The sequence below is a fragment of the Streptomyces aureoversilis genome, assembly GCF_042657885.1.
Lineage (GTDB): Bacteria > Actinomycetota > Actinomycetes > Streptomycetales > Streptomycetaceae > Streptomyces > Streptomyces aureoversilis.
Map to the genome: position 1 here is coordinate 67,871 of NZ_JBHSKJ010000029.1, position 16,950 is coordinate 84,820.

The 16,950-nt window shown below is 73.4% G+C and carries 16 protein-coding genes and 1 pseudogene; 9 read left to right on the forward strand and 8 right to left on the reverse strand.

The window, feature by feature from the left end; all coding sequences use genetic code 11:
* Positions 1 to 65: 65 nt before the first annotated feature.
* The 3 genes from ACFPP6_RS33865 to ACFPP6_RS33875 all read left to right on the forward strand — a co-directional run bounded on the left by ACFPP6_RS33865 (position 66) and on the right by ACFPP6_RS33875 (position 3,116).
* Complete coding sequence (locus ACFPP6_RS33865; RefSeq protein ID WP_382050433.1) at positions 66 to 1,121, forward strand: PP2C family protein-serine/threonine phosphatase; 1,056 nt, start codon at positions 66 to 68, stop codon at positions 1,119 to 1,121.
* An 80-nt stretch (positions 1,122 to 1,201) separates the two neighbouring features.
* Complete coding sequence (locus tag ACFPP6_RS33870) at positions 1,202 to 2,539, forward strand: tetratricopeptide repeat protein (protein WP_058045201.1); 1,338 nt, start codon at positions 1,202 to 1,204, stop codon at positions 2,537 to 2,539.
* 46 nt (positions 2,540 to 2,585) lie between these two features.
* Positions 2,586 to 3,116: an NUDIX hydrolase gene (locus ACFPP6_RS33875; RefSeq protein ID WP_256791518.1), complete on the forward strand. Its 531-nt coding sequence runs from the start codon at positions 2,586 to 2,588 to the stop codon at positions 3,114 to 3,116.
* 40 nt (positions 3,117 to 3,156) lie between these two features.
* Here the strand turns inward: ACFPP6_RS33875 and ACFPP6_RS33880 are convergent, their stop codons facing one another.
* Positions 3,157 to 3,414: a hypothetical protein gene (locus tag ACFPP6_RS33880; RefSeq protein WP_372504847.1), complete on the reverse strand. Its 258-nt coding sequence runs from the start codon at positions 3,412 to 3,414 to the stop codon at positions 3,157 to 3,159.
* Positions 3,415 to 3,616: 202 nt separating this feature from the next.
* Positions 3,617 to 4,474 (reverse strand): 3-hydroxybutyryl-CoA dehydrogenase, encoded by an 858-nt coding sequence (locus ACFPP6_RS33885; RefSeq protein WP_168096521.1) that lies wholly within the window; start codon positions 4,472 to 4,474, stop codon positions 3,617 to 3,619.
* Positions 4,475 to 4,656: 182 nt separating this feature from the next.
* Here ACFPP6_RS33885 and ACFPP6_RS33890 point away from each other — a divergent pair, with 182 nt between their 5' ends.
* Positions 4,657 to 5,934 (forward strand): glycoside hydrolase family 10-like protein, encoded by a 1,278-nt coding sequence (locus ACFPP6_RS33890; protein WP_382050437.1) that lies wholly within the window; start codon positions 4,657 to 4,659, stop codon positions 5,932 to 5,934.
* A 214-nt stretch (positions 5,935 to 6,148) separates the two neighbouring features.
* Here ACFPP6_RS33890 and ACFPP6_RS33895 read toward each other — a convergent pair whose 3' ends face one another.
* Together ACFPP6_RS33895 and ACFPP6_RS33900 are read right to left on the reverse strand one after the other, a co-directional pair.
* The gene (locus ACFPP6_RS33895) at positions 6,149 to 6,349 is read right to left on the reverse strand and encodes a DUF1918 domain-containing protein (RefSeq protein ID WP_382050439.1); all 201 of its coding nucleotides are present in this window, start codon (positions 6,347 to 6,349) and stop codon (positions 6,149 to 6,151) included.
* Positions 6,350 to 6,475: 126 nt separating this feature from the next.
* A complete protein-coding gene (locus ACFPP6_RS33900) occupies positions 6,476 to 7,435 on the reverse strand; it encodes a DMT family transporter (RefSeq protein ID WP_382050441.1) in 960 nt (319 codons plus the stop codon).
* Between ACFPP6_RS33900 and ACFPP6_RS33905 the strand changes: the two genes are divergently transcribed.
* Together ACFPP6_RS33905 and ACFPP6_RS33910 are read left to right on the forward strand one after the other, a co-directional pair.
* Complete coding sequence (locus tag ACFPP6_RS33905) at positions 7,434 to 8,882, forward strand: aminotransferase-like domain-containing protein (protein ID WP_382050443.1); 1,449 nt, start codon at positions 7,434 to 7,436, stop codon at positions 8,880 to 8,882. The genes ACFPP6_RS33900 and ACFPP6_RS33905 overlap by 2 nt on opposite strands.
* A 28-nt stretch (positions 8,883 to 8,910) precedes the next feature.
* Positions 8,911 to 9,315, forward strand: a complete 405-nt coding sequence (locus ACFPP6_RS33910; protein WP_382050445.1) for an RNA-binding S4 domain-containing protein — start codon at positions 8,911 to 8,913, stop codon at positions 9,313 to 9,315.
* A 360-nt stretch (positions 9,316 to 9,675) separates the two neighbouring features.
* On the opposite strand, the gene ACFPP6_RS33915 is transcribed toward ACFPP6_RS33910, so the two are convergent.
* Both ACFPP6_RS33915 and ACFPP6_RS33920 read right to left on the reverse strand, forming a co-directional pair.
* Complete coding sequence (locus tag ACFPP6_RS33915; RefSeq protein WP_382050447.1) at positions 9,676 to 10,317, reverse strand: NAD(P)-dependent oxidoreductase; 642 nt, start codon at positions 10,315 to 10,317, stop codon at positions 9,676 to 9,678.
* Between the two features lie 69 nt (positions 10,318 to 10,386).
* On the reverse strand, positions 10,387 to 11,325 hold the full coding sequence (locus ACFPP6_RS33920; protein ID WP_382050449.1) for an EamA family transporter: 939 nt from the start codon (positions 11,323 to 11,325) through the stop codon (positions 10,387 to 10,389).
* 99 nt (positions 11,326 to 11,424) lie between these two features.
* Between ACFPP6_RS33920 and ACFPP6_RS33925 the strand changes: the two genes are divergently transcribed.
* A complete protein-coding gene (locus ACFPP6_RS33925; protein ID WP_382050451.1) occupies positions 11,425 to 11,922 on the forward strand; it encodes a MarR family winged helix-turn-helix transcriptional regulator in 498 nt (165 codons plus the stop codon).
* Between the two features lie 145 nt (positions 11,923 to 12,067).
* Positions 12,068 to 14,287, forward strand: a complete 2,220-nt coding sequence (locus ACFPP6_RS33930) for an NADP-dependent isocitrate dehydrogenase (RefSeq protein ID WP_382050453.1) — start codon at positions 12,068 to 12,070, stop codon at positions 14,285 to 14,287.
* A 92-nt stretch (positions 14,288 to 14,379) separates the two neighbouring features.
* On the opposite strand, the gene ACFPP6_RS33935 is transcribed toward ACFPP6_RS33930, so the two are convergent.
* Together ACFPP6_RS33935 and ACFPP6_RS33940 are read right to left on the reverse strand one after the other, a co-directional pair.
* Positions 14,380 to 15,783 (reverse strand): SMI1/KNR4 family protein, encoded by a 1,404-nt coding sequence (locus ACFPP6_RS33935; RefSeq protein WP_382050456.1) that lies wholly within the window; start codon positions 15,781 to 15,783, stop codon positions 14,380 to 14,382.
* Positions 15,784 to 15,832: 49 nt separating this feature from the next.
* Positions 15,833 to 16,360 (reverse strand): GtrA domain-containing protein, encoded by a 528-nt coding sequence (locus tag ACFPP6_RS33940; protein ID WP_382050458.1) that lies wholly within the window; start codon positions 16,358 to 16,360, stop codon positions 15,833 to 15,835.
* Between the two features lie 268 nt (positions 16,361 to 16,628).
* Here ACFPP6_RS33940 and ACFPP6_RS33945 point away from each other — a divergent pair.
* A pseudogene (locus ACFPP6_RS33945) lies at positions 16,629 to 16,950 on the forward strand (N-acetyl-gamma-glutamyl-phosphate reductase); the annotation flags it as partial.

Below are 16,950 nucleotides of genomic sequence, written 5' to 3' on the forward strand. Positions count from 1 at the left end.
TCGTTACTTAGCGCTGATCGCTCGCGAGAATCGAGGGCGTCATTGCTGCTAGGGGGGCCAACGGCATGATTCGGACAAGAGCGGTGCGCCGGCCGCGGGGGGTGGTGTTCGCTCTCCCCGTGCTGTGGGTACTCGGAGTGGTCGCGTGGGAGCTCGTGAGCCCCCGCGGCGAGGGCGTGCACCTGCTCGCGATCGTCGCCGTCGCCGCCACGGGCTGCGCCGTCACCGGCCGCCGGCGCCGGCTCCTGCGCGAGCTGGAGCGCGCCCGGGAGGTCGCCGCCACCGCCCAGCGCGTGCTGCTGCGTCCCCTGCCGCCCCGGCTCGACGGGATCACCCTCGCCGGCGGTCACCTGTCGGTCAGCGAGGGCGCCCTGGTCGGCGGCGATCTGTACGAGGCGCTGGCCACGCCGTACGGCGTGCGCATCGTCATGGGGGACGTCCGAGGCCACGGCCTCACCGCCATCGGCACCGTCGCCGCCGTCCTCGGCAGCTTCCGCGAAGCCGCCCACGACGAGCCCGCCCTGGCCGGTGTCCTGCGCCGCCTGGACCGCGCCCTGCAGCGCCACCTGTGCGAGCGCGCCCGCGCCGAGGCCCAGGCCAGGCCCGGGACGGAGCAGGAGCGCGGGCTGGGCGAGGAGTTCGTGACCGTCCTGCTGCTGGAGATCCGCCCCGACGGCCTGGTCACCGCGGTCAACTGCGGCCACCCCTGGCCGTACCGCCTCTCCGTCACCGCCTGCGAGGGCCCCCGCGCCGCCGCGGTGGGGCGGGGCGATCCGCTGCCGCCGCTCGGGCTCTTCCCGCTGCCGCCCGAGCTGCCCGTGGCCCCCCTGACCCGGCTGCTGCCGGGGGACGCCCTGGTGCTCCACACGGACGGTGCGGAGGACGCGCGCGATGCGGACGGTGCCTTCTTCCCGCTCGCGGGCGTTCTCGACGCCGTCGCCGACCGTGCGCCCGTCGTCCCCGCCGCGGTCATCGAGCACGTCCAGTCCGCGCTGCTGCGCCACACCGGAGGCCGGCTCTCCGACGACATCGCGCTGCTGGTGCTGAGCAACGACCGCTGCCTTGCCCAGGGGCGCGAGCCCCGCCCCTGTCTGGCCCGTTCGGGCCGCCCCCGCCGCTGACGCTCGGCCACGGCCGGTTCACACCCCGTGCGAAGGGATCTCCATTACGCTGGCCCCACCGAGCGCATGCGGAGGGCAGGATGGAGCCCAACACTCTCCTTGACGCCATCCTCGACGAAGCGGGCATATCCCACGCCGGCCTGGCCGCCCACGTCAACGCGGCAGGCCGGGCCCGGGGTCTGGCGCTGCGTTACGAACACACGGCCGTCGCCCGCTGGCTGAAGGGCCAGCGGCCCCGCGGCCAGGTGCCGGATCTGATCTGCGAAGTCCTCGGTGAGCGGCTGCACCGCGCGCTGACCCTGGACGACATCGGCCTCGGCACCCCGGGCAGCCCGCGGCTGCCCAACACCCCGCTCTCCGGCTTCGTCGAGCGGGCCACCGCCCTCTGGCGCTCCGACGAGCAGCAGCGCGAGCACGTCGTCACCGCCCCCGCCGTCACCGGGACCCCCGCCGTCATCCCGGTCTGGGAGTGGGAGAACCCGCCCGAGGACGCCGACGTCTCCCGGCGCGGCCTCACCCGCGTCTCCATGGACGACATCGAGATGCTGCGCGCGGCCCGCACCCACTACGAGCAGATGTACCGCAAGGCGGGCGGGATCGCGACGCGCGCCCGCGTCGTCGGCTTCCTCAACGCCGAGGCGGCCCCCCTGCTGCGCGGCAGCTACACCGACGAGACGGGCCGTCAGCTGCACCGGGCCACCGGCGGGCTGGTCGCCGTCGCCGGCATCTGCGCCTACGACTCCGACGCGCACGGCCTGGCCCAGCGCTATTTCCACCAGGCGCTGCGGCTGGCCAAGGCCAGCGGCGACCGCGGTCTCGGCGGCTACGTCATCGCCCTGCTCGTCAACCAGTCGCTGTTCATGCGCGAGTACCGGCAGGCCGTGGCGTTCGCCGAGTCCGCGCTGCGGGCCGCGGGCACGGAGCTGACCCCGGCCCTCGCGGCCGACCTCTACGCCATGCAGGCCAAGGCGTACGCGCGGCTCGGCGACGGTGCCGGCGCGCTCGCCTGCATCCGCCGCGCCGAGACCGCCGCCGAGCGCATCCGCCGTGGCCAGGAGCCCGCCGAGACCGGCTATGTGCAGCCCGGTCTGGTGAACGTGCAGGTGGCGGAGGCGCTCCTGAGCCTCGGCGACCTCGGACCCGCCCGTGAGCACGCGGACCGGGCCGTCGACACCCCCGCCCACGACCGGGGCCGTGTCCACCGGCTCGCCATGCTCACGCACATCGAGCTGCGTCAAGGAGACGCGGACAAGGCGGTGGCCACCGCACGGGAGATGACCGAGCAGGCGAGAGGCATGGAATCGCAGCGCTTACGGGACCGGCTCCGGGCGGTGCGCGAGCATCTGATCGAAAGCGGGTGTGCGGCCACTGCCGAGGCCGCCGAGATGATCGACGGGGCGTTGCGCGTGCCCCTGTGAGGACAGCGCCCGGGGAGGTGGCCACCTCGGCGGAAGGTGGCAACACGTGCGTTGGAAGAATCTCAGGGAGCGGACGGTCTATGCGAACCGCTGGTTCCGGGTCAATCTCGCAGACGTTCAACTCCCCGACGGCCGCCACCTCGACCACTTCCTCATCCGGCTGCGGCCCGTCGCCGTGGCCACGGTGGTCAACGAGGCCAATGAGGTCCTGCTGTTGTGGCGGCACCGCTTCATCACCGACAACTGGGGCTGGGAACTGGCCGCCGGCGTCGTCGAGGACGGCGAGGACCTCGCCGACGCGGCGGCCCGGGAAATGGAGGAGGAGACCGGGTGGCGGCCCGGCCCGCTGCGGCACCTGATGTCGGTCGAGCCGTCCAACGGCCTCACCGACGCCCGGCACCACATCTACTGGTCGGACGAGGCCGAGTACATCGGCGACCCGGAGGACGACTTCGAGTCCGACCGGCGCGAGTGGGTACCGCTGAAGCTCGTGCCCGACATGATCGGCCGCGGCGAGGTGCCGGCCGCCAACATGGCGGCGGCGCTCCTGCTGCTGCACCACATCCGGCTCGGCTAGCGGCCGGCCCCGCGAGCGGCGGCCGTGGCACGCCCCGCGCTCACCGGCCGGTCGCCTGCCAGACGGCGAGGGCCAGGGCGGCGACACCGGTGAGCGCGGCCAGTGAGGGCAGGGGCCACCTGCCGTGCTCCAGGGCCCTTACCCGGTTCGCCATCTCGGTGATGTCGCGTTCCGACTGATCGCTGCGCTGGGTGAGGAGGGCGAGGTGGCCGTCGATGCGGACGACGCCGACATCGAGGCTACGACGGAGCTCCGCGAGCTCAGCCGTTCTGGTGGCCTGCTCGGGATGCATGGTCACTTTCCGTACCCCTTCCGGAATGACTCCTGTGTGTCCGACGAGCCGAGTCAACCGTGTCATCGGGCGGAGCGGGAGCGTGTGCGGGGGGTATATGCGAGTCACCGCCGCACACCCCGTGCGAACACGGGTGTGCGGCGGTGTCGGATGGTGACGGTCCGTGACGGGCGCGGGGGCGCTCGATACGGGTCCGGGCGTACGGGGCTCAGTACGTGTAGAAGCCCGAGCCGGTCTTGCGGCCGAGGCGGCCCGCGTCGACCATGCGCTGGAGCAGCGGGGGAGCGGCGTACAGCGGCTCCTTGTACTCCTGGTACATGCTGTCGGCGACCGAGGCGACCGTGTCCAGGCCGATCAGGTCGGAGAGCTTGAGCGGGCCCATGGGGTGGGCGCAGCCGAGCTCCATGCCGTTGTCGATGTCCTCGCGGCTGGCGATGCCGGACTCGAACATCCGGATGGCCGAGAGCAGGTACGGGATCAGCAGGGCGTTGACGACGAAGCCGGAGCGGTCCTGGGCCCGGATGGCGTGCTTGCCCAGCACGTTGGCGACCAGCGCGTCGGCGCGCTTGATCGTTTCCTCGCTGGTGGTGAGCGCCGGGATGAGCTCGACGAGCTTCTGCACCGGGGCCGGGTTGAAGAAGTGGATGCCGATGACGCGGTCCGGCCGGGAGGTGGCCACGGCCAGCTTCACCAGCGGGATCGAGGAGGTGTTGGAGGCCAGGATCGCGTCGGGGCGGGTGACCACCTGGTCGAGGACCTGGAAGATCTCGGTCTTGACCTGCTCGTTCTCGACGACGGCCTCGATGACCAGGTCGCGGTCGGCGAACTCGCCGAGGTCGGTGGTGAAGCTCAGCCGGGCGAGCGTCGCGTCGCGCTCCTCCTCGGAGATCTTGCCGCGCTCGGCGGCCTTGCCGAGGGAGTTGGTCAGGCGGGTGCGGCCGATCTCCAGGGCCTCCCCGGTGGTCTCGGCGACCATGACGTCCAGGCCGGCCCGGGCACACACCTCCGCGATCCCCGCGCCCATCTGGCCGCAGCCCACCACCCCGACACGCGCTACGTCTGCCACAGTGTCCGTCACATCGTGCCTTTCGCTGTTCTCGGTCGTCCGGCGGGCCGCGCGTCTCGCCGCGGCGCCCGCCTCGTTCCAGACGTTACTCCGCGCCGTGCGGTCCTGATGGGGCTGGGGCGGGCATGCTGGCCTCGAACGGTGTGACCGATCCGACGAGACGGCGAAGAGAGGTCCCGCATATGGGGCGTATGACCCGAAGAGGGTTCACCGTGGCCGCCGCAAGGATGATGTCCGCCATGCTGGCGTCCGGCGAGGCGGGAGCGGCCGTGGCACGGTCGTGGCCCGCTCCGCGGACGGCGGGGGCGGGCGCCCCGGCCGAGCGCCGGCGGAAGCGTGAGTTCCGGGGGATGTGGATCGCCACCGTCGTCAACGTCGACTGGCCGTCCAAGCCGGGCCTGTCCCCCGACCGGCAGCGCGAGGAGCTGATCACCCTCCTCGACACGGCCGTCGACCGCCGCCTCAACGCGGTCATGCTGCAGATCCGGCCGACCGCGGACGCCTTCTGGCCCTCCCCGTTCGAGCCCTGGTCGGAATACCTGACGGGAACTCAGGGCCGCTATCCGGGCTGGGACCCGCTGGCCTTCGCCGTCCGCGAGGCCCACCGGCGCAGGATCGAACTGCACGGCTGGTTCAACCCCTACCGCATCGCCAACCACCCCGACCCCGGCCGGCTCGTCGCCACCCACCCCGCGCGCATCCACCCCGAGTGGGTCGTGCCCTACGGCGGCAAGCTCTACTACAACCCCGGCCTCCCCGAGGTGCGCCGCTTCGTCCAGGACGCCATGCTCGACGCCGTCTCCCGCTACGACCTGGACGGCGTGCACTTCGACGACTACTTCTACCCGTACCCGGTGGCCGGCCAGCGCTTCGACGACGACACCGCGTACGCCCGCTACGGCTCCGGCTTCCCGGACCGGGCCGCCTGGCGGCGCGACAACATCGACCTGCTGGTGCGGGAGATGGGGCAGCGCATCAAGCGGCGCAAGCGGCACGTGCAGTTCGGGATCAGCCCGTTCGCGGTCTGGCGCAACCGCTCCACCGACCCGCTCGGCTCGGACACCCGCGCGGGCGTGCAGACCTACGACGACCTCGGCGCGGACACGCGGAAATGGGTCGTGGAGGAGTGGATCGACTACATCGTGCCCCAGGTGTACTGGCACATCGGCTTCGCCGCCGCGGACTACGCGGAGCTCGTGCCGTGGTGGGCGGAGACCGTCCGGGACACGGACGTGCAGCTGTACGTCGGCGAGGCGCTGTACCGGGCCGGCGACCCCGCGCAGCCCGCGCCCTGGCAGGACCCGGCCGAGCTCTCGCGCCACCTCACGCTGTGCCGGGAGTACCCGGAGGTGCTCGGGAACGTGTACTTCTCCGCCAAGCAGGTGGTCGCGGACCCGATAGGGGCGATGGCACGGGTGGTCAAGGACCACTACCCGGCCCGGGTGCGCCCGCCGTACTGACCGCGGGCGCCGCCACGGGTGCCTCCGGCGCTCCGGCAAGCTGCTCACGCCGCGACGGCGAGCAACCGCGAACGAGGCATTCGGCGGTGCCGGACGGCCTGAGGCGGGCACGGCACCGCTGGATCCCGCCGCGCCGGCCGAGCGCCGTCGCGGCGGGACGGGGCGTACGGGCTGCCCCTTGCCGTGACCGGCCCGGCGAGGGGGACCCTATCGGCTAACCCTGGCCGGAGGCCTTGCGGTGGTCGACCACCGCGTCGGGGCCCGGCGACATGATCGTCTCGTGGCCGTTCTCGGCGCGGACCCGGTACGGCGGCGTGCCGTTGGGCCCCAGCACCTCGACGATCTCCACGACGTGGTCCTGCTGGCCGACCGTCCGCCCGTGGACCACCAACCGGTCACCCTTGCTCGCATGCATCGACGGTGCCCCTTCTGTTCGAGTTCCGTTCGAGATTCGAGATGTGTGCTGGGATGGTCCCAAGTCTACGGTGACCGGCGGTATATGGCCCGCCCCTCGGCCAGGTGGAGCAACCCGCGCACCCGGTCAGCCGCGCGCCCGCTGCGTCACCCCGATGCACACCAGCACGGCCACGGCCGCCACCGGCGCGGCGGGGGTCAGCCGCTCGCCGAGCAGCAGCACCGACCAGACCAGGGTGAGCAGCGGCTGCGCCAGCTGCAGCTGGCTGGCCCGGGCGACACCGATCGCGCTCATGCCGCGGTACCACACCCACATGCCCAGGAACTGCGATCCCGCGGCGAGCCACAGCAGCCCCGCGACCGTGTGGCCCGTGAGCCGCCCGGGCTCGGCCGGCAGCGCCACCGCCGTACCCGCGGCCGCCACCGGCAGGCACAGCACCAGCGCCCAGCCGATGACCTGCCACCCCGGCATCTCGCGCGCCAGCCGCCCGCCCTCCGCATAACCCGCGGCGCAGACCAGCAGCGCGGCGAACAGGTACAGATCGCCGGTCGTGGGGCTGCCGCCGCTCTGCTGCACGGCGAAGGCGATCACCACGGCCGCGCCCGTGACCGCCGCGCCCCAGAACGTGCGCGAGTGCCGGGTCCGGTTGCGCACGGCCGAGTAGGCGGCCGTCGTCAGCGGCAGCAGGCCCACGACCACCGCGGCGTGCGAGGTCGAGGAGGTCTGCAGGGCGAGCGTGGTCAGCAGGGGGAAGCCGACGACCGTGCCGCCGGCCACCGCGCACAGCGCGGGCCAGTGCCGCCGCGCGGGCACCCGGACGCGCAGCGCCAGCAGGCAGCCGGCGGCGATCAGGCCCGCCAGCAGCATCCGGCAGGCGGTCACGGACCACGGGCCGAGCCCCTCCAGGGCCCAGGCCGTCGCGGGGAACGTCAGCGAGAAGGCCGCCACGCCCAGGGCGGCGAGGAGGACGCCGCCTCCCGTGCGAGGGGCCGCGGCTCCCGCGGCCTCCGCGGTGTCCGCCGCGGCCCGCCCGGAGCTCTGCACTGCTACCGTTGTTGGTCCGATAGCGCTATCTTTCACTCTCATGTATGAGCGTAACAGCGTCGCTGAACTGGCAGAAGCCCTGAAGAGGGAGCTCGACCGCTACTCTCCGGGTGAGAAGCTGCCGTCCAGCAGGGCTCTCGTCGAACGCTTCCGGGTCAGCCCGGTCACCGTCTCGCGGGCGATCGCCGCCCTCGCCGCGGAAGGCCTTGTGACCACCCGGCCCGGCGCCGGCGCGTTCCGTACGGCCCCGCACGGCGCGCCCGCACGCCTCGGCGACACCTCCTGGCAGCAGGTCGCCCTCAGCGTGGAGAGCGCCGGGGAGGTCGTCCCCCGCTCCGTCGACGCCTCCGGCGTGCTCACCACGCTCGCCGAACCCCCGCCCGGCGTCATCGAGCTCAGCGGCGGCTACCTCCACCCCGCCCTGCAGCCCGAGCGCGCCCTCGCCGCGGCCCTCGGCCGGGCCGGGCGCCGCCCCGGCGCCTGGGGCCGCCCGCCGATCGAGGGCGTGACCGAGCTGCGCGCCTGGTTCGCCCGCGAGATCGGCGGCCCGGCCGGCACCGTCGCCGCCTCCGAAGTGCTGATCACCGCCGGCGGGCAGAGCGCCCTGACCGCGGCCCTGCGGGCCCTCGCCCCGCCCGGCGCGCCCGTCCTCGTCGAATCCCCGACCTACCCCGGCATGCTCGCCGCCGCGCGCGCCTCCGGACTGCGGCCCGTGCCCGTGCCCACCGACGCCCGGGGCGTGCGCACCGACCTGCTCGCGGAGGCGTTCCGCACGAGCGGCGCCCGCGTCTTCGTCTGCCAGCCGCTGTTCCAGAACCCGACCGGCGCCGTCCTGGCCGACGACCGGCGGCCCGAGGTGATCCGGGTGGCCCGCGAGGCCGGAGCCTTCGTCATCGAGGACGACTTCGCACGCCGCCTCGCCCACGAGGACGCCCCGCCGCTGCCGCCCACCCTCGCCGCGGACGACCCCGACGGCATCGTCGTCCACGTCTGCTCCCTCACCAAGGCCACCTCGCCGAGCCTGCGCGTGGGGGCCCTCGCCGCCCGCGGGCCCGTCCTCGAACGCCTGCGGGCCGTCCAGGTCGTGGACAGCTTCTTCGTGCCGCGCCCGCTGCAGGAGGCCGCCCTCGAACTCGTCGGCTCGCCCGCCTGGACCCGGCACCGGCGCACGACCGCCGCCGAGCTGCGCGTCCGGCGCGAGGCGCTGCTCACCGCCCTGCACCGCGAACTGCCCGCCGTATCCGTCGACTTCGTCCCGCCCGGGGGCTTCCACGTGTGGGCCCGGCTGCCGGACTGCACCGACGACGCCGCGCTGTCCGCGGCCGCGCTGCGCGCCGGCGTCGCCGTGGCCTCGGGCGGTCCGTACCACCCCGCGGAGTCCGTGGCCCCGCACCTGCGGCTGAGCTTCGCGGCGGTCGCCGGGACGGCCGAGCTGGCGGAAGGGGTGAGCAGGCTGCGGACGGCGTTCGGGACCGCATGTCCGTCGTGATCCGCCGGACAGGCCCTACAGTCGGAGCATGGCTTCAGTAGTTGCTTCAGGCGAGGGCGCCGCGCCGGTGCGGGTCGACAGCTGGATCTGGTCCGTACGGCTCACGAAGACGCGCTCCGCGGCGGGCACCGCCTGCCGCGCGGGCCACGTCCGCGTCAACGGCGAGCGCGCCAAGCCCGCCCAGACGGTGCGTCCCGGCGACGAGGTGCGGGTGCGCCTCGACGGGCGGGAGCGCATCGTCGTCGTGTCGCGCCTCATCAGCAAGCGGGTCGGCGCGCCCGTCGCCGCCGAGTGCTACGTCGACAACACCCCGCCCGAGCCGCCGCGCGAACACGTGGCCGTGGTGGCCGTCCGCGACCGCGGCACGGGCCGCCCCACCAAGCGCGACCGCCGCGAACTGGAACGCCTGCAGGGCGCGCAGCGGGACCGCTGACGCCCTGACCCTCCCCGCTCCGGCGCCGCCACGGTGGTCACGCGCCGGGCGGGCACCCACGCCCGCCGCAGCGGCGATCAGCCACAACGTGCCGTACCGGCGGTGCCGGACTTCGGTCGTGCCGGTCGGTTGGGCACCGCCGGTGTCGGCCGTGGGGGTTGCGCGCCGCTGCGGCGAGGAGGGTGGCGCACCTGCCCACTTGCACGGTGCCGGCCGGGCATGTTCCCCCGCCGCGGCGGCGACCAGCCACAACGTGCCGTACCGGCGGTGCCGGACTGCCGTCGCGTCGATCGGGTGCGACGCGCCCGCGCGGCCGGTCTGCGACGGCCGGCGTCCGCGTCCGTCCGCGTCCGCGAACCCTCAGTACCCGACCGTGAATCGCGTCCGGTGGTGCACCGGCTTCTCGGCCTCGTCGACGAGGGCCACCGCCAGGTCTTCCATGGAGATCGCCGAGTTGCCCTCGGCGTCCACGAGGAGCTCGTCCTTGCCCAGGCGGTACCGGCCGGTGCGCTCGCCCGGCTCCAGGATGGCGGCGGGGCTCAGGTAGGCCCAGTCCAGGCCCGGCTCGGCGGCGCGGCAGGCGGCCAGCTGGTCGTTGCAGGCCAGGGCTATGGGCCGCCAGTCGGCGGGGAAGCCGGGCCCGTCGACGACGGTGACGCCGTCGGTGCCGGGAAGGGTCAGGCTGCCGGCGCCGCCGACGAGCAGCAGCCGGACGCCGGTGCCGGCGAGCCCGGACAGCAGCCCCTCGGTGACGGCGAGGAGCTGGTGCTCGCTGCCGGGCGCGGGGCGGGTCGCAGTGATCACGACGTCCTGCCCGGCGCCGAGCCGAGCGACGTCCGCGGGGTCCGAGGCGTCGCCGGTGCGGGCGGTGGCCCCGGCGGGCAGTTCGCCGAAGCGGGCTGAGTCCCGTACGACGGCGGTGACGTCGTGGCCGCGGGACAGGGCCTCGGTCACGACGCGGCTGCCCACGTTGCCGGCTGCTCCGAAGACGGTGATGCGCATGGCTGTCAGCTCCTTGGTCGGAAGGGGATCACTGGGTCTTGACTGGGCGAGCGGTGACGAGCGGTGACGTCACCGGGTGGCGGGCTCGGGAGCCGGCGCCGCCGGGGCCGGGTGTTCCGTGCGGGCCGGTCGTTCCGTGCGGACCGGGCCCGCCGCGCCGCGCCGGCGCTGGGCCACCACGAGCGACGCCAGGACGACGAGCGCGCCGAAGCCCTGGACGAGGCTGAGTTCCTGATCGAGTATCAGCCACCCCAGCGCCGTGGCGACGAGCGGGCTGAGCAGTCCGAGGAAGGTCGCCTCGGTGGGGGGGAGCAGCCGGATCCCGCGGAACCACAGGCTGTAGGCGAGGGCGGATCCGATGACGGCGAGGTACGCGTAACCGGCCAGGTTCGCGGCGGTGGGCGCCGCGGGCGGCAGGCCTTCGGCGAAGAGGGCGACGGGGAGCAGCAGCAGGCCGCCCGCGACGAGCTGCCAGCCGGTGGTCGCGAGGAGGGGCGCGGGCGAGACCCAGCGCTTGCTGAGGACGATTCCGGCAGCCATGACGACCGCTCCGCCGACCGCGGCGGCCACTCCGAGGACGTCCAGCCGGGCCTCGGCCCGGAGTACGAGCAGGCTGACCCCGGCGACACCTGCGACGGCGGTGATCAGCGTACGGGGGGAGAGCCGTTCGCCCAGCAGGCCGGCGGAGAGCAGGGCGACCAGCAGCGGCTGTATCGCGCCGACGGTGGCCGCGACCCCGCCGGGCAGGCGGTACGCGGCGACGAACAGCAGCGCGAAGAACCCGCCGATGTTGAGGGCGCCGAGCACGAGCGCCCGCCACCACCACACGCCCTGCGGCAGGCGCCGCGTCACGGCGACGAGCGCGAGCCCGGCGGGCAGGGCCCGGACGACCGCCGCGAGGAGCGGGCGGCCCGGAGGGAGGAGCTCCGTGGTCACGAGGTAGGTGGTGCCCCAGACGGCAGGCGCGAGGGCGGTGAGCAGCAGGGTTCCGACTCGATTGCTTAGCACTAAAGCAATATATCTCAGCGCTAAGCTATTGAAGGGGGACGCGGCGCGTGAGGTAGCTCACTGCTAAGACAGTTGCGTCCGGTCCACTACCCTGGCCCGATGGCAGATCACGTCGACCGCGTACTCGAACAGTGGGCTGTGCAACGCCCTGACCTGGATGTGTCGCCGATGGCGGTACTCGGACGGCTCAAGCGGCTGTCCCGGCTCGTCGACGCCGAAACGGGCCGTACGTTCAACGCCCACGGGCTCGACGCCGCGTCCTTCGACGTCCTCGCCACGCTGCGGCGCAGCGATGCGCCGCACCGGCTGACCCCCGCCGAGCTGATGCGGGCGTCGATGGTCACCTCGGGGGCCATCACCCAGCGCCTCGACCGCCTGGAGGCCCGCGGCCTGGTGAGCCGCAGCCCCAGCGCCTCGGACGGGCGCAGCGTCGTGGTCGCGCTCACCGACGCGGGCCGCGCCCTCATCGACGAGGCCCTGCCCGACCACGTCGCCACCTCGGCCGGCCTGCTCGCCGCCCTCACGAAGGAAGAGCGCGACATGATCGCGACGGCTCTCAGGAGCCTGCTGGAGTCCCTGGGCGACGGCAAGGACTGAAAGGCCCGCCCGGCCTCGCCCGGAAGGCGGCCGGGGCGTGTGTCCGGCCCCGTTCCGCAGATGTGGCCAGGGTCCTGTCGAGAGGGGGTCCGCCACGAGATATCTTGATGTCGAGCAATGTTACAGACGTGGAGCGGAGCACCCGGTGACTGACTCGACCATCATCTATACGCACACCGACGAGGCCCCGGCCCTGGCCACGCACTCGTTCCTGCCCGTGGTCCAGGCTTACGCCTCGACGGCCGGGGTCACTGTGGAGACCCGCGACATCTCCCTGGCCGGCCGGATCATCTCGCAGTTCCCCGAGTACCTCGAAGAGGGCCAGCGCATCGACGACGCCCTCGCCGAGCTCGGCCGGCTGGCCAAGACGCCGGGTGCCAACATCATCAAGCTGCCCAACATCTCGGCCTCGATCCCGCAGCTGAAGGCCGCGGTCGCCGAGCTGCAGCAGCAGGGCTACGCGCTGCCGGACTACCCGGACGACCCGAAGACCGACGAGGAGCGCGACATCCGCGCCCGCTACGACAAGGTCAAGGGCAGCGCGGTCAACCCCGTCCTGCGCGAGGGCAACTCCGACCGCCGCGCCCCCGCGTCGGTCAAGAACTACGCCAAGACGCACCCGCACCGCATGGGCGCCTGGACGGCCGACTCGAAGACGAACGTCGCCACCATGGGCGTCGACGACTTCCGCTCCACCGAGAAGTCCGCGGTCATCGCCGAGGACGGCACGCTCCGCATCGAGCTCTCGGGCGACGACGGCTCCACCACGGTCCTGCGCGAGTCGGTCCCCGTGCTCGCCGGCGAGGTCGTCGACGCCTCCGTCATGCGCGTCGCCGCGCTGCGCGAGTTCCTCACGGCGCAGGTCGCCCGCGCCAAGGCCGAGGGCGTGCTGTTCTCCGTGCACCTGAAGGCCACGATGATGAAGGTCTCCGACCCGATCATCTTCGGCCACGTGGTCCGCGCCTTCTTCCCGAAGACGTTCGCGCAGTACGGCGAGCAGCTCGCCGCCGCGGGCCTGACCCCGAACGACGGCCTCGGCGGCATCTTCAAGGGCCTGGAGGCCCTGCCCGAGGGCGCCGCGATCAAGGCCTCCTTCGACGCCGAGCTCGCCGAGGGCCCGGCCCTGGCGATGGTCGACTCCGACAAGGGCATCACCAACCTGCACGTCCCCAGCGACGTCATCGTCGACGCCTCCATGCCGGCCATGATCCGCACCTCCGGCCACATGTGGGGCCCGGACGGCCAGGAGGCCGACACCCTCGCCGTCCTCCCGGACAGCAGCTACGCGGGCGTCTACCAGGTCGTCCTCGACGACTGCCGCGCCAACGGCGCCTTCGACCCGTCCACGATGGGCTCCGTGCCCAACGTCGGCCTCATGGCGCAGAAGGCCGAGGAGTACGGCAGCCACGACAAGACCTTCGAGGTCCCCGTCACCGGCACGGTGCGCGTCCTCGACGGTGCCGGCAACGTCGTGCTGGAGCAGACGGTCGGCGCGGGCGACATCTTCCGCATGTGCCAGTCCAAGGACGCGCCGATCCGCGACTGGGTCAAGCTCGCCGTCACCCGCGCCCGCGCGACCGGCGTCCCGGCCGTGTTCTGGCTCGACGAGAACCGTGCGCACGACGCGCAGCTCATCGAGAAGGTCAAGGCGTACCTGCCGGAGCACGACACCGAGGGCCTGCAGATCGAGATCATGTCGCCCGTCGAGGCGACGAAGTTCTCGCTGGAGCGCATCCGCCGCGGCGAGGACACGATCTCCGTCACCGGCAACGTCCTGCGTGACTACCTCACCGACCTGTTCCCGATCCTCGAGCTCGGCACGAGCGCGAAGATGCTCTCGGTCGTCCCGCTCATGAACGGCGGCGGCCTGTTCGAGACCGGCGCCGGCGGCTCCGCTCCCAAGCACGTGCAGCAGCTCGTCAAGGAGAACTACCTCCGCTGGGACAGCCTGGGCGAGTTCTTCGCGCTCGCGGCCAGCTTCGAGCACCTCGCGGCCACCACGGGCAACGCCCGCGCCAAGGTCCTGGCCGACACGCTCGACCGCGCGACCGGCACTTTCCTCAACGAGGACAAGTCGCCGAGCCGCCGCCTGGGCGGCATCGACAACCGCGGCAGCCACTTCTACCTGGCGCTCTACTGGGCCCAGGAGCTCGCGAAGCAGACCGACGACGCCCAGCTCGCGGAGGCGTTCGGCCCCCTGGCCAAGACGCTCACCGAGCAGGAGGGGACCATCGTCGACGAGCTGATCGCGGTGCAGGGCTCCCCGGCCGAGATCGGCGGCTACTACCGGCCCGACGTGACGAAGGCCGCGGCCGTCATGCGCCCGTCGGCGACGCTCAACCAGGCTCTGGCGATCCTGGGCTGACGCGCCCGCGCGAGAGAAAACCGTTCCGCCCCGGCCGGCACTGCGCCCGGCCGGGGCGGTTCCGTTCGTACCGGCCCCCTGCTGCTGCCCGACTACGGCACGGCGCCGAGGCTGCCTTCGAGGACGGTCTGGATGATGCGGGGCCGGTCCCAGAGAGCCAGGAGTTCGTTGGCGACGGCCACGACGGGCAGGGGATCCGGGTTGCCGTGCACCTTGATGGCGGCGGCCGACAGGCTGCGCGGGACGGCTCCGGCGTCGAGGAGGACGCGCCATTCCTGCGGGCCGAGCTCCAGGTACTCCAGGCCGGTGAGCCCGGCGATCTCCAGAGGGTCGGCGAGCGTGCCGGGATAGGCGACGAGGGTCCGCAGGCGGGGCAGTCCCATGACCGGGGCGAGACCGAGCGGCGCCTCGTCCCACACGCCGATGGACAGCACCTCCAGGCCGGGGTGGGCGGCGGCCTCGACGCTCGGCAGGCTCCGGATGTTCACATGGGCCACCGCAGGCGGCCGCTCCCCGCCCGAGCCGCCACGTCGCTTGCTGAGCCGGTCCAGCACCAGGTCGGTGAGCGAGTCGGCGACCAGGGAGGCGCCGATGTTCTCCTCGTGACCGACCATGATGATCTGCCCTGTGTGCCCGTGCGGGCCGGGGGTCAGATCGACGGCCAGCCGGTCGCCGCCGCCGTTGTCCCCGAAGGCGATCCAGCCGGGTGAGCCGACCAGGCCCTGCACGGCGGCGTCGGGCGGGGTGACGACCGCCTCCATCGCCGCGAACTCCCAGCGGCAGTGACGGGACGACGCGTCGGCGATGTACAGGTCGTCCAGCGCGAAGAGCTCGCAGCCGACCGCCGTGGATTCGCGCTGCGCCGCCTCGTGGTCGTCGCCCCAGTCCTCCCACCGCGCCCGCGTCACCCGGTAGAGCGCCTTGAGCTCGTCGGGCAGGGGGACGCCGAGGCGTGCTTCCGCAGCGGCGATCTCCGCCTCCGTCGCGCCGATGGCGCCGGGCAGCCGCTCACGGAGCGTCCGCTCCAGCAGTTCCGGATCCGCCGAAGGGGCCGGCACCGCTCCGGGCGCCGGTTCGGGAAGCCGGCGGCAGGGCTCGGGAAGGGCGCCTTCGACGAGGATGAGCGTCCCCGGATGCGGGGTGCCGATGCCGGGCTCCACGGCAGGGCTGGGCCCGAGCAGGCGGAGCGCGACCTGCCCGGCCGGCGAGATCTCCGCCGTGAACGAGATGTCGTCCACGCCGGCGTTCGCCAGCGCGTGCTGCACCCGCTTCACCGCGTCGAACTCGTCCCGCATGTCTTCGGCCTGGGCCGCCCGGCCGGGCGGCGGCATCCGCCGCTGCAGGGGCAGACTCCAGCCGCCCCGGCCGATGCTTCCCGCCACGCGGACGGACCGGGCGGCCTGTCCCGCCGCGTCGCCGGCCCGCAGGAGCCGTAGCACGGGCTCCCAGGTCGCGAAGTCGTGTATCGGGGGCAAGGAGGTCCTCTGATCAACCATGCGCAGACCGTACGGGGGACCACTGACACCGCGCCTGTGACCGCGCGCTTCAGGCGGCGCGGCAGAGCGTCGCGGGGCCGGCCGGGGCCGCGGCGCGGGCCACGGTCGCGTGCAGGGGGCGGTGGGTGGTGCGGACGGTGGCCGCGGCCTGCGAGCGGTTCCGCGCGAAGACGACGAGGCGCAGCACCGCGAACCGCGCGACACCGGCGAGTGCGGAGGCCGACAGGTAGACGACCTGCTCGAGCACGGCGCCGGGTGCCGCCACCAGCTGCTGCAGGGCGAGCATCGCCACGCAGGTCACCACGTACGCGGCCGCCGCGGACCCGGCCGACTGCGCATGCTGGCGCCAGGTCGCGCGCCCGCCCGCGCCGAAGGTGAAGCGGGCGTGCAGCTCGGTGGCGAGGAGCGTGGAGACCACGGTGATCAGGGCGTTGGCCAGGACCCAGGGAATCCAGGAGGCGAGGGCCGCCACGGCGAAGCTGGAGGCGAGCCCCACCCCGCCGCCGCAGAGTACGAAGCGGGCGAAGGCGCCGAAGGCGCCGGGTGCCGCCTGCTGCCGGCTCTGCGCTGTCTCCATGATCCGACCCCTTTTGATGACTCACCCCGCGAAACGCGCGCCCCCCGACCGGCGAGGCCGGGGGACGCGCTACCCAGGGCGCCATCATGACGCATTGATGGCGCCATTGCGAGCCACTTGTGGCGCCATTGGCCGCATCGCGAGGCTCGGGTCCGGTCGTGGCCCACGAAGTCGCAGGTCAGGGGCTATGTATCTGCGGTCCTCGTAGGTGGCATTGCATAAATCTTCGCCTATTCGTATAGTCATGCCATCGACCAGGAGGGGCCCGATGGCAGTACGTGTGGCAGTGGCAGGAGCGAGCGGATACGCAGGCGGCGAAGTGCTGCGCCTGCTGCTCGCGCACCCCGGCGTACGGATCGGGGCCCTCACCGCGAACTCCAACGCGGGCCAGCGGCTCGGCTCCGTGCAGCCGCACCTGCTGCCCCTGGCCGGGCGCGTGCTGGAGCCCACGTCGGCCGAGGTACTCGCCGGGCACGACGTCGTCTTCCTCGCGCTGCCGCACGGTCAGTCCGCGGCGCTCGCCCGCGAACTGGCCCCGGACGTCCTCGTCGTCGACTGCGGTGCGGACTTCCGGTTGAAGGACGCGGGGG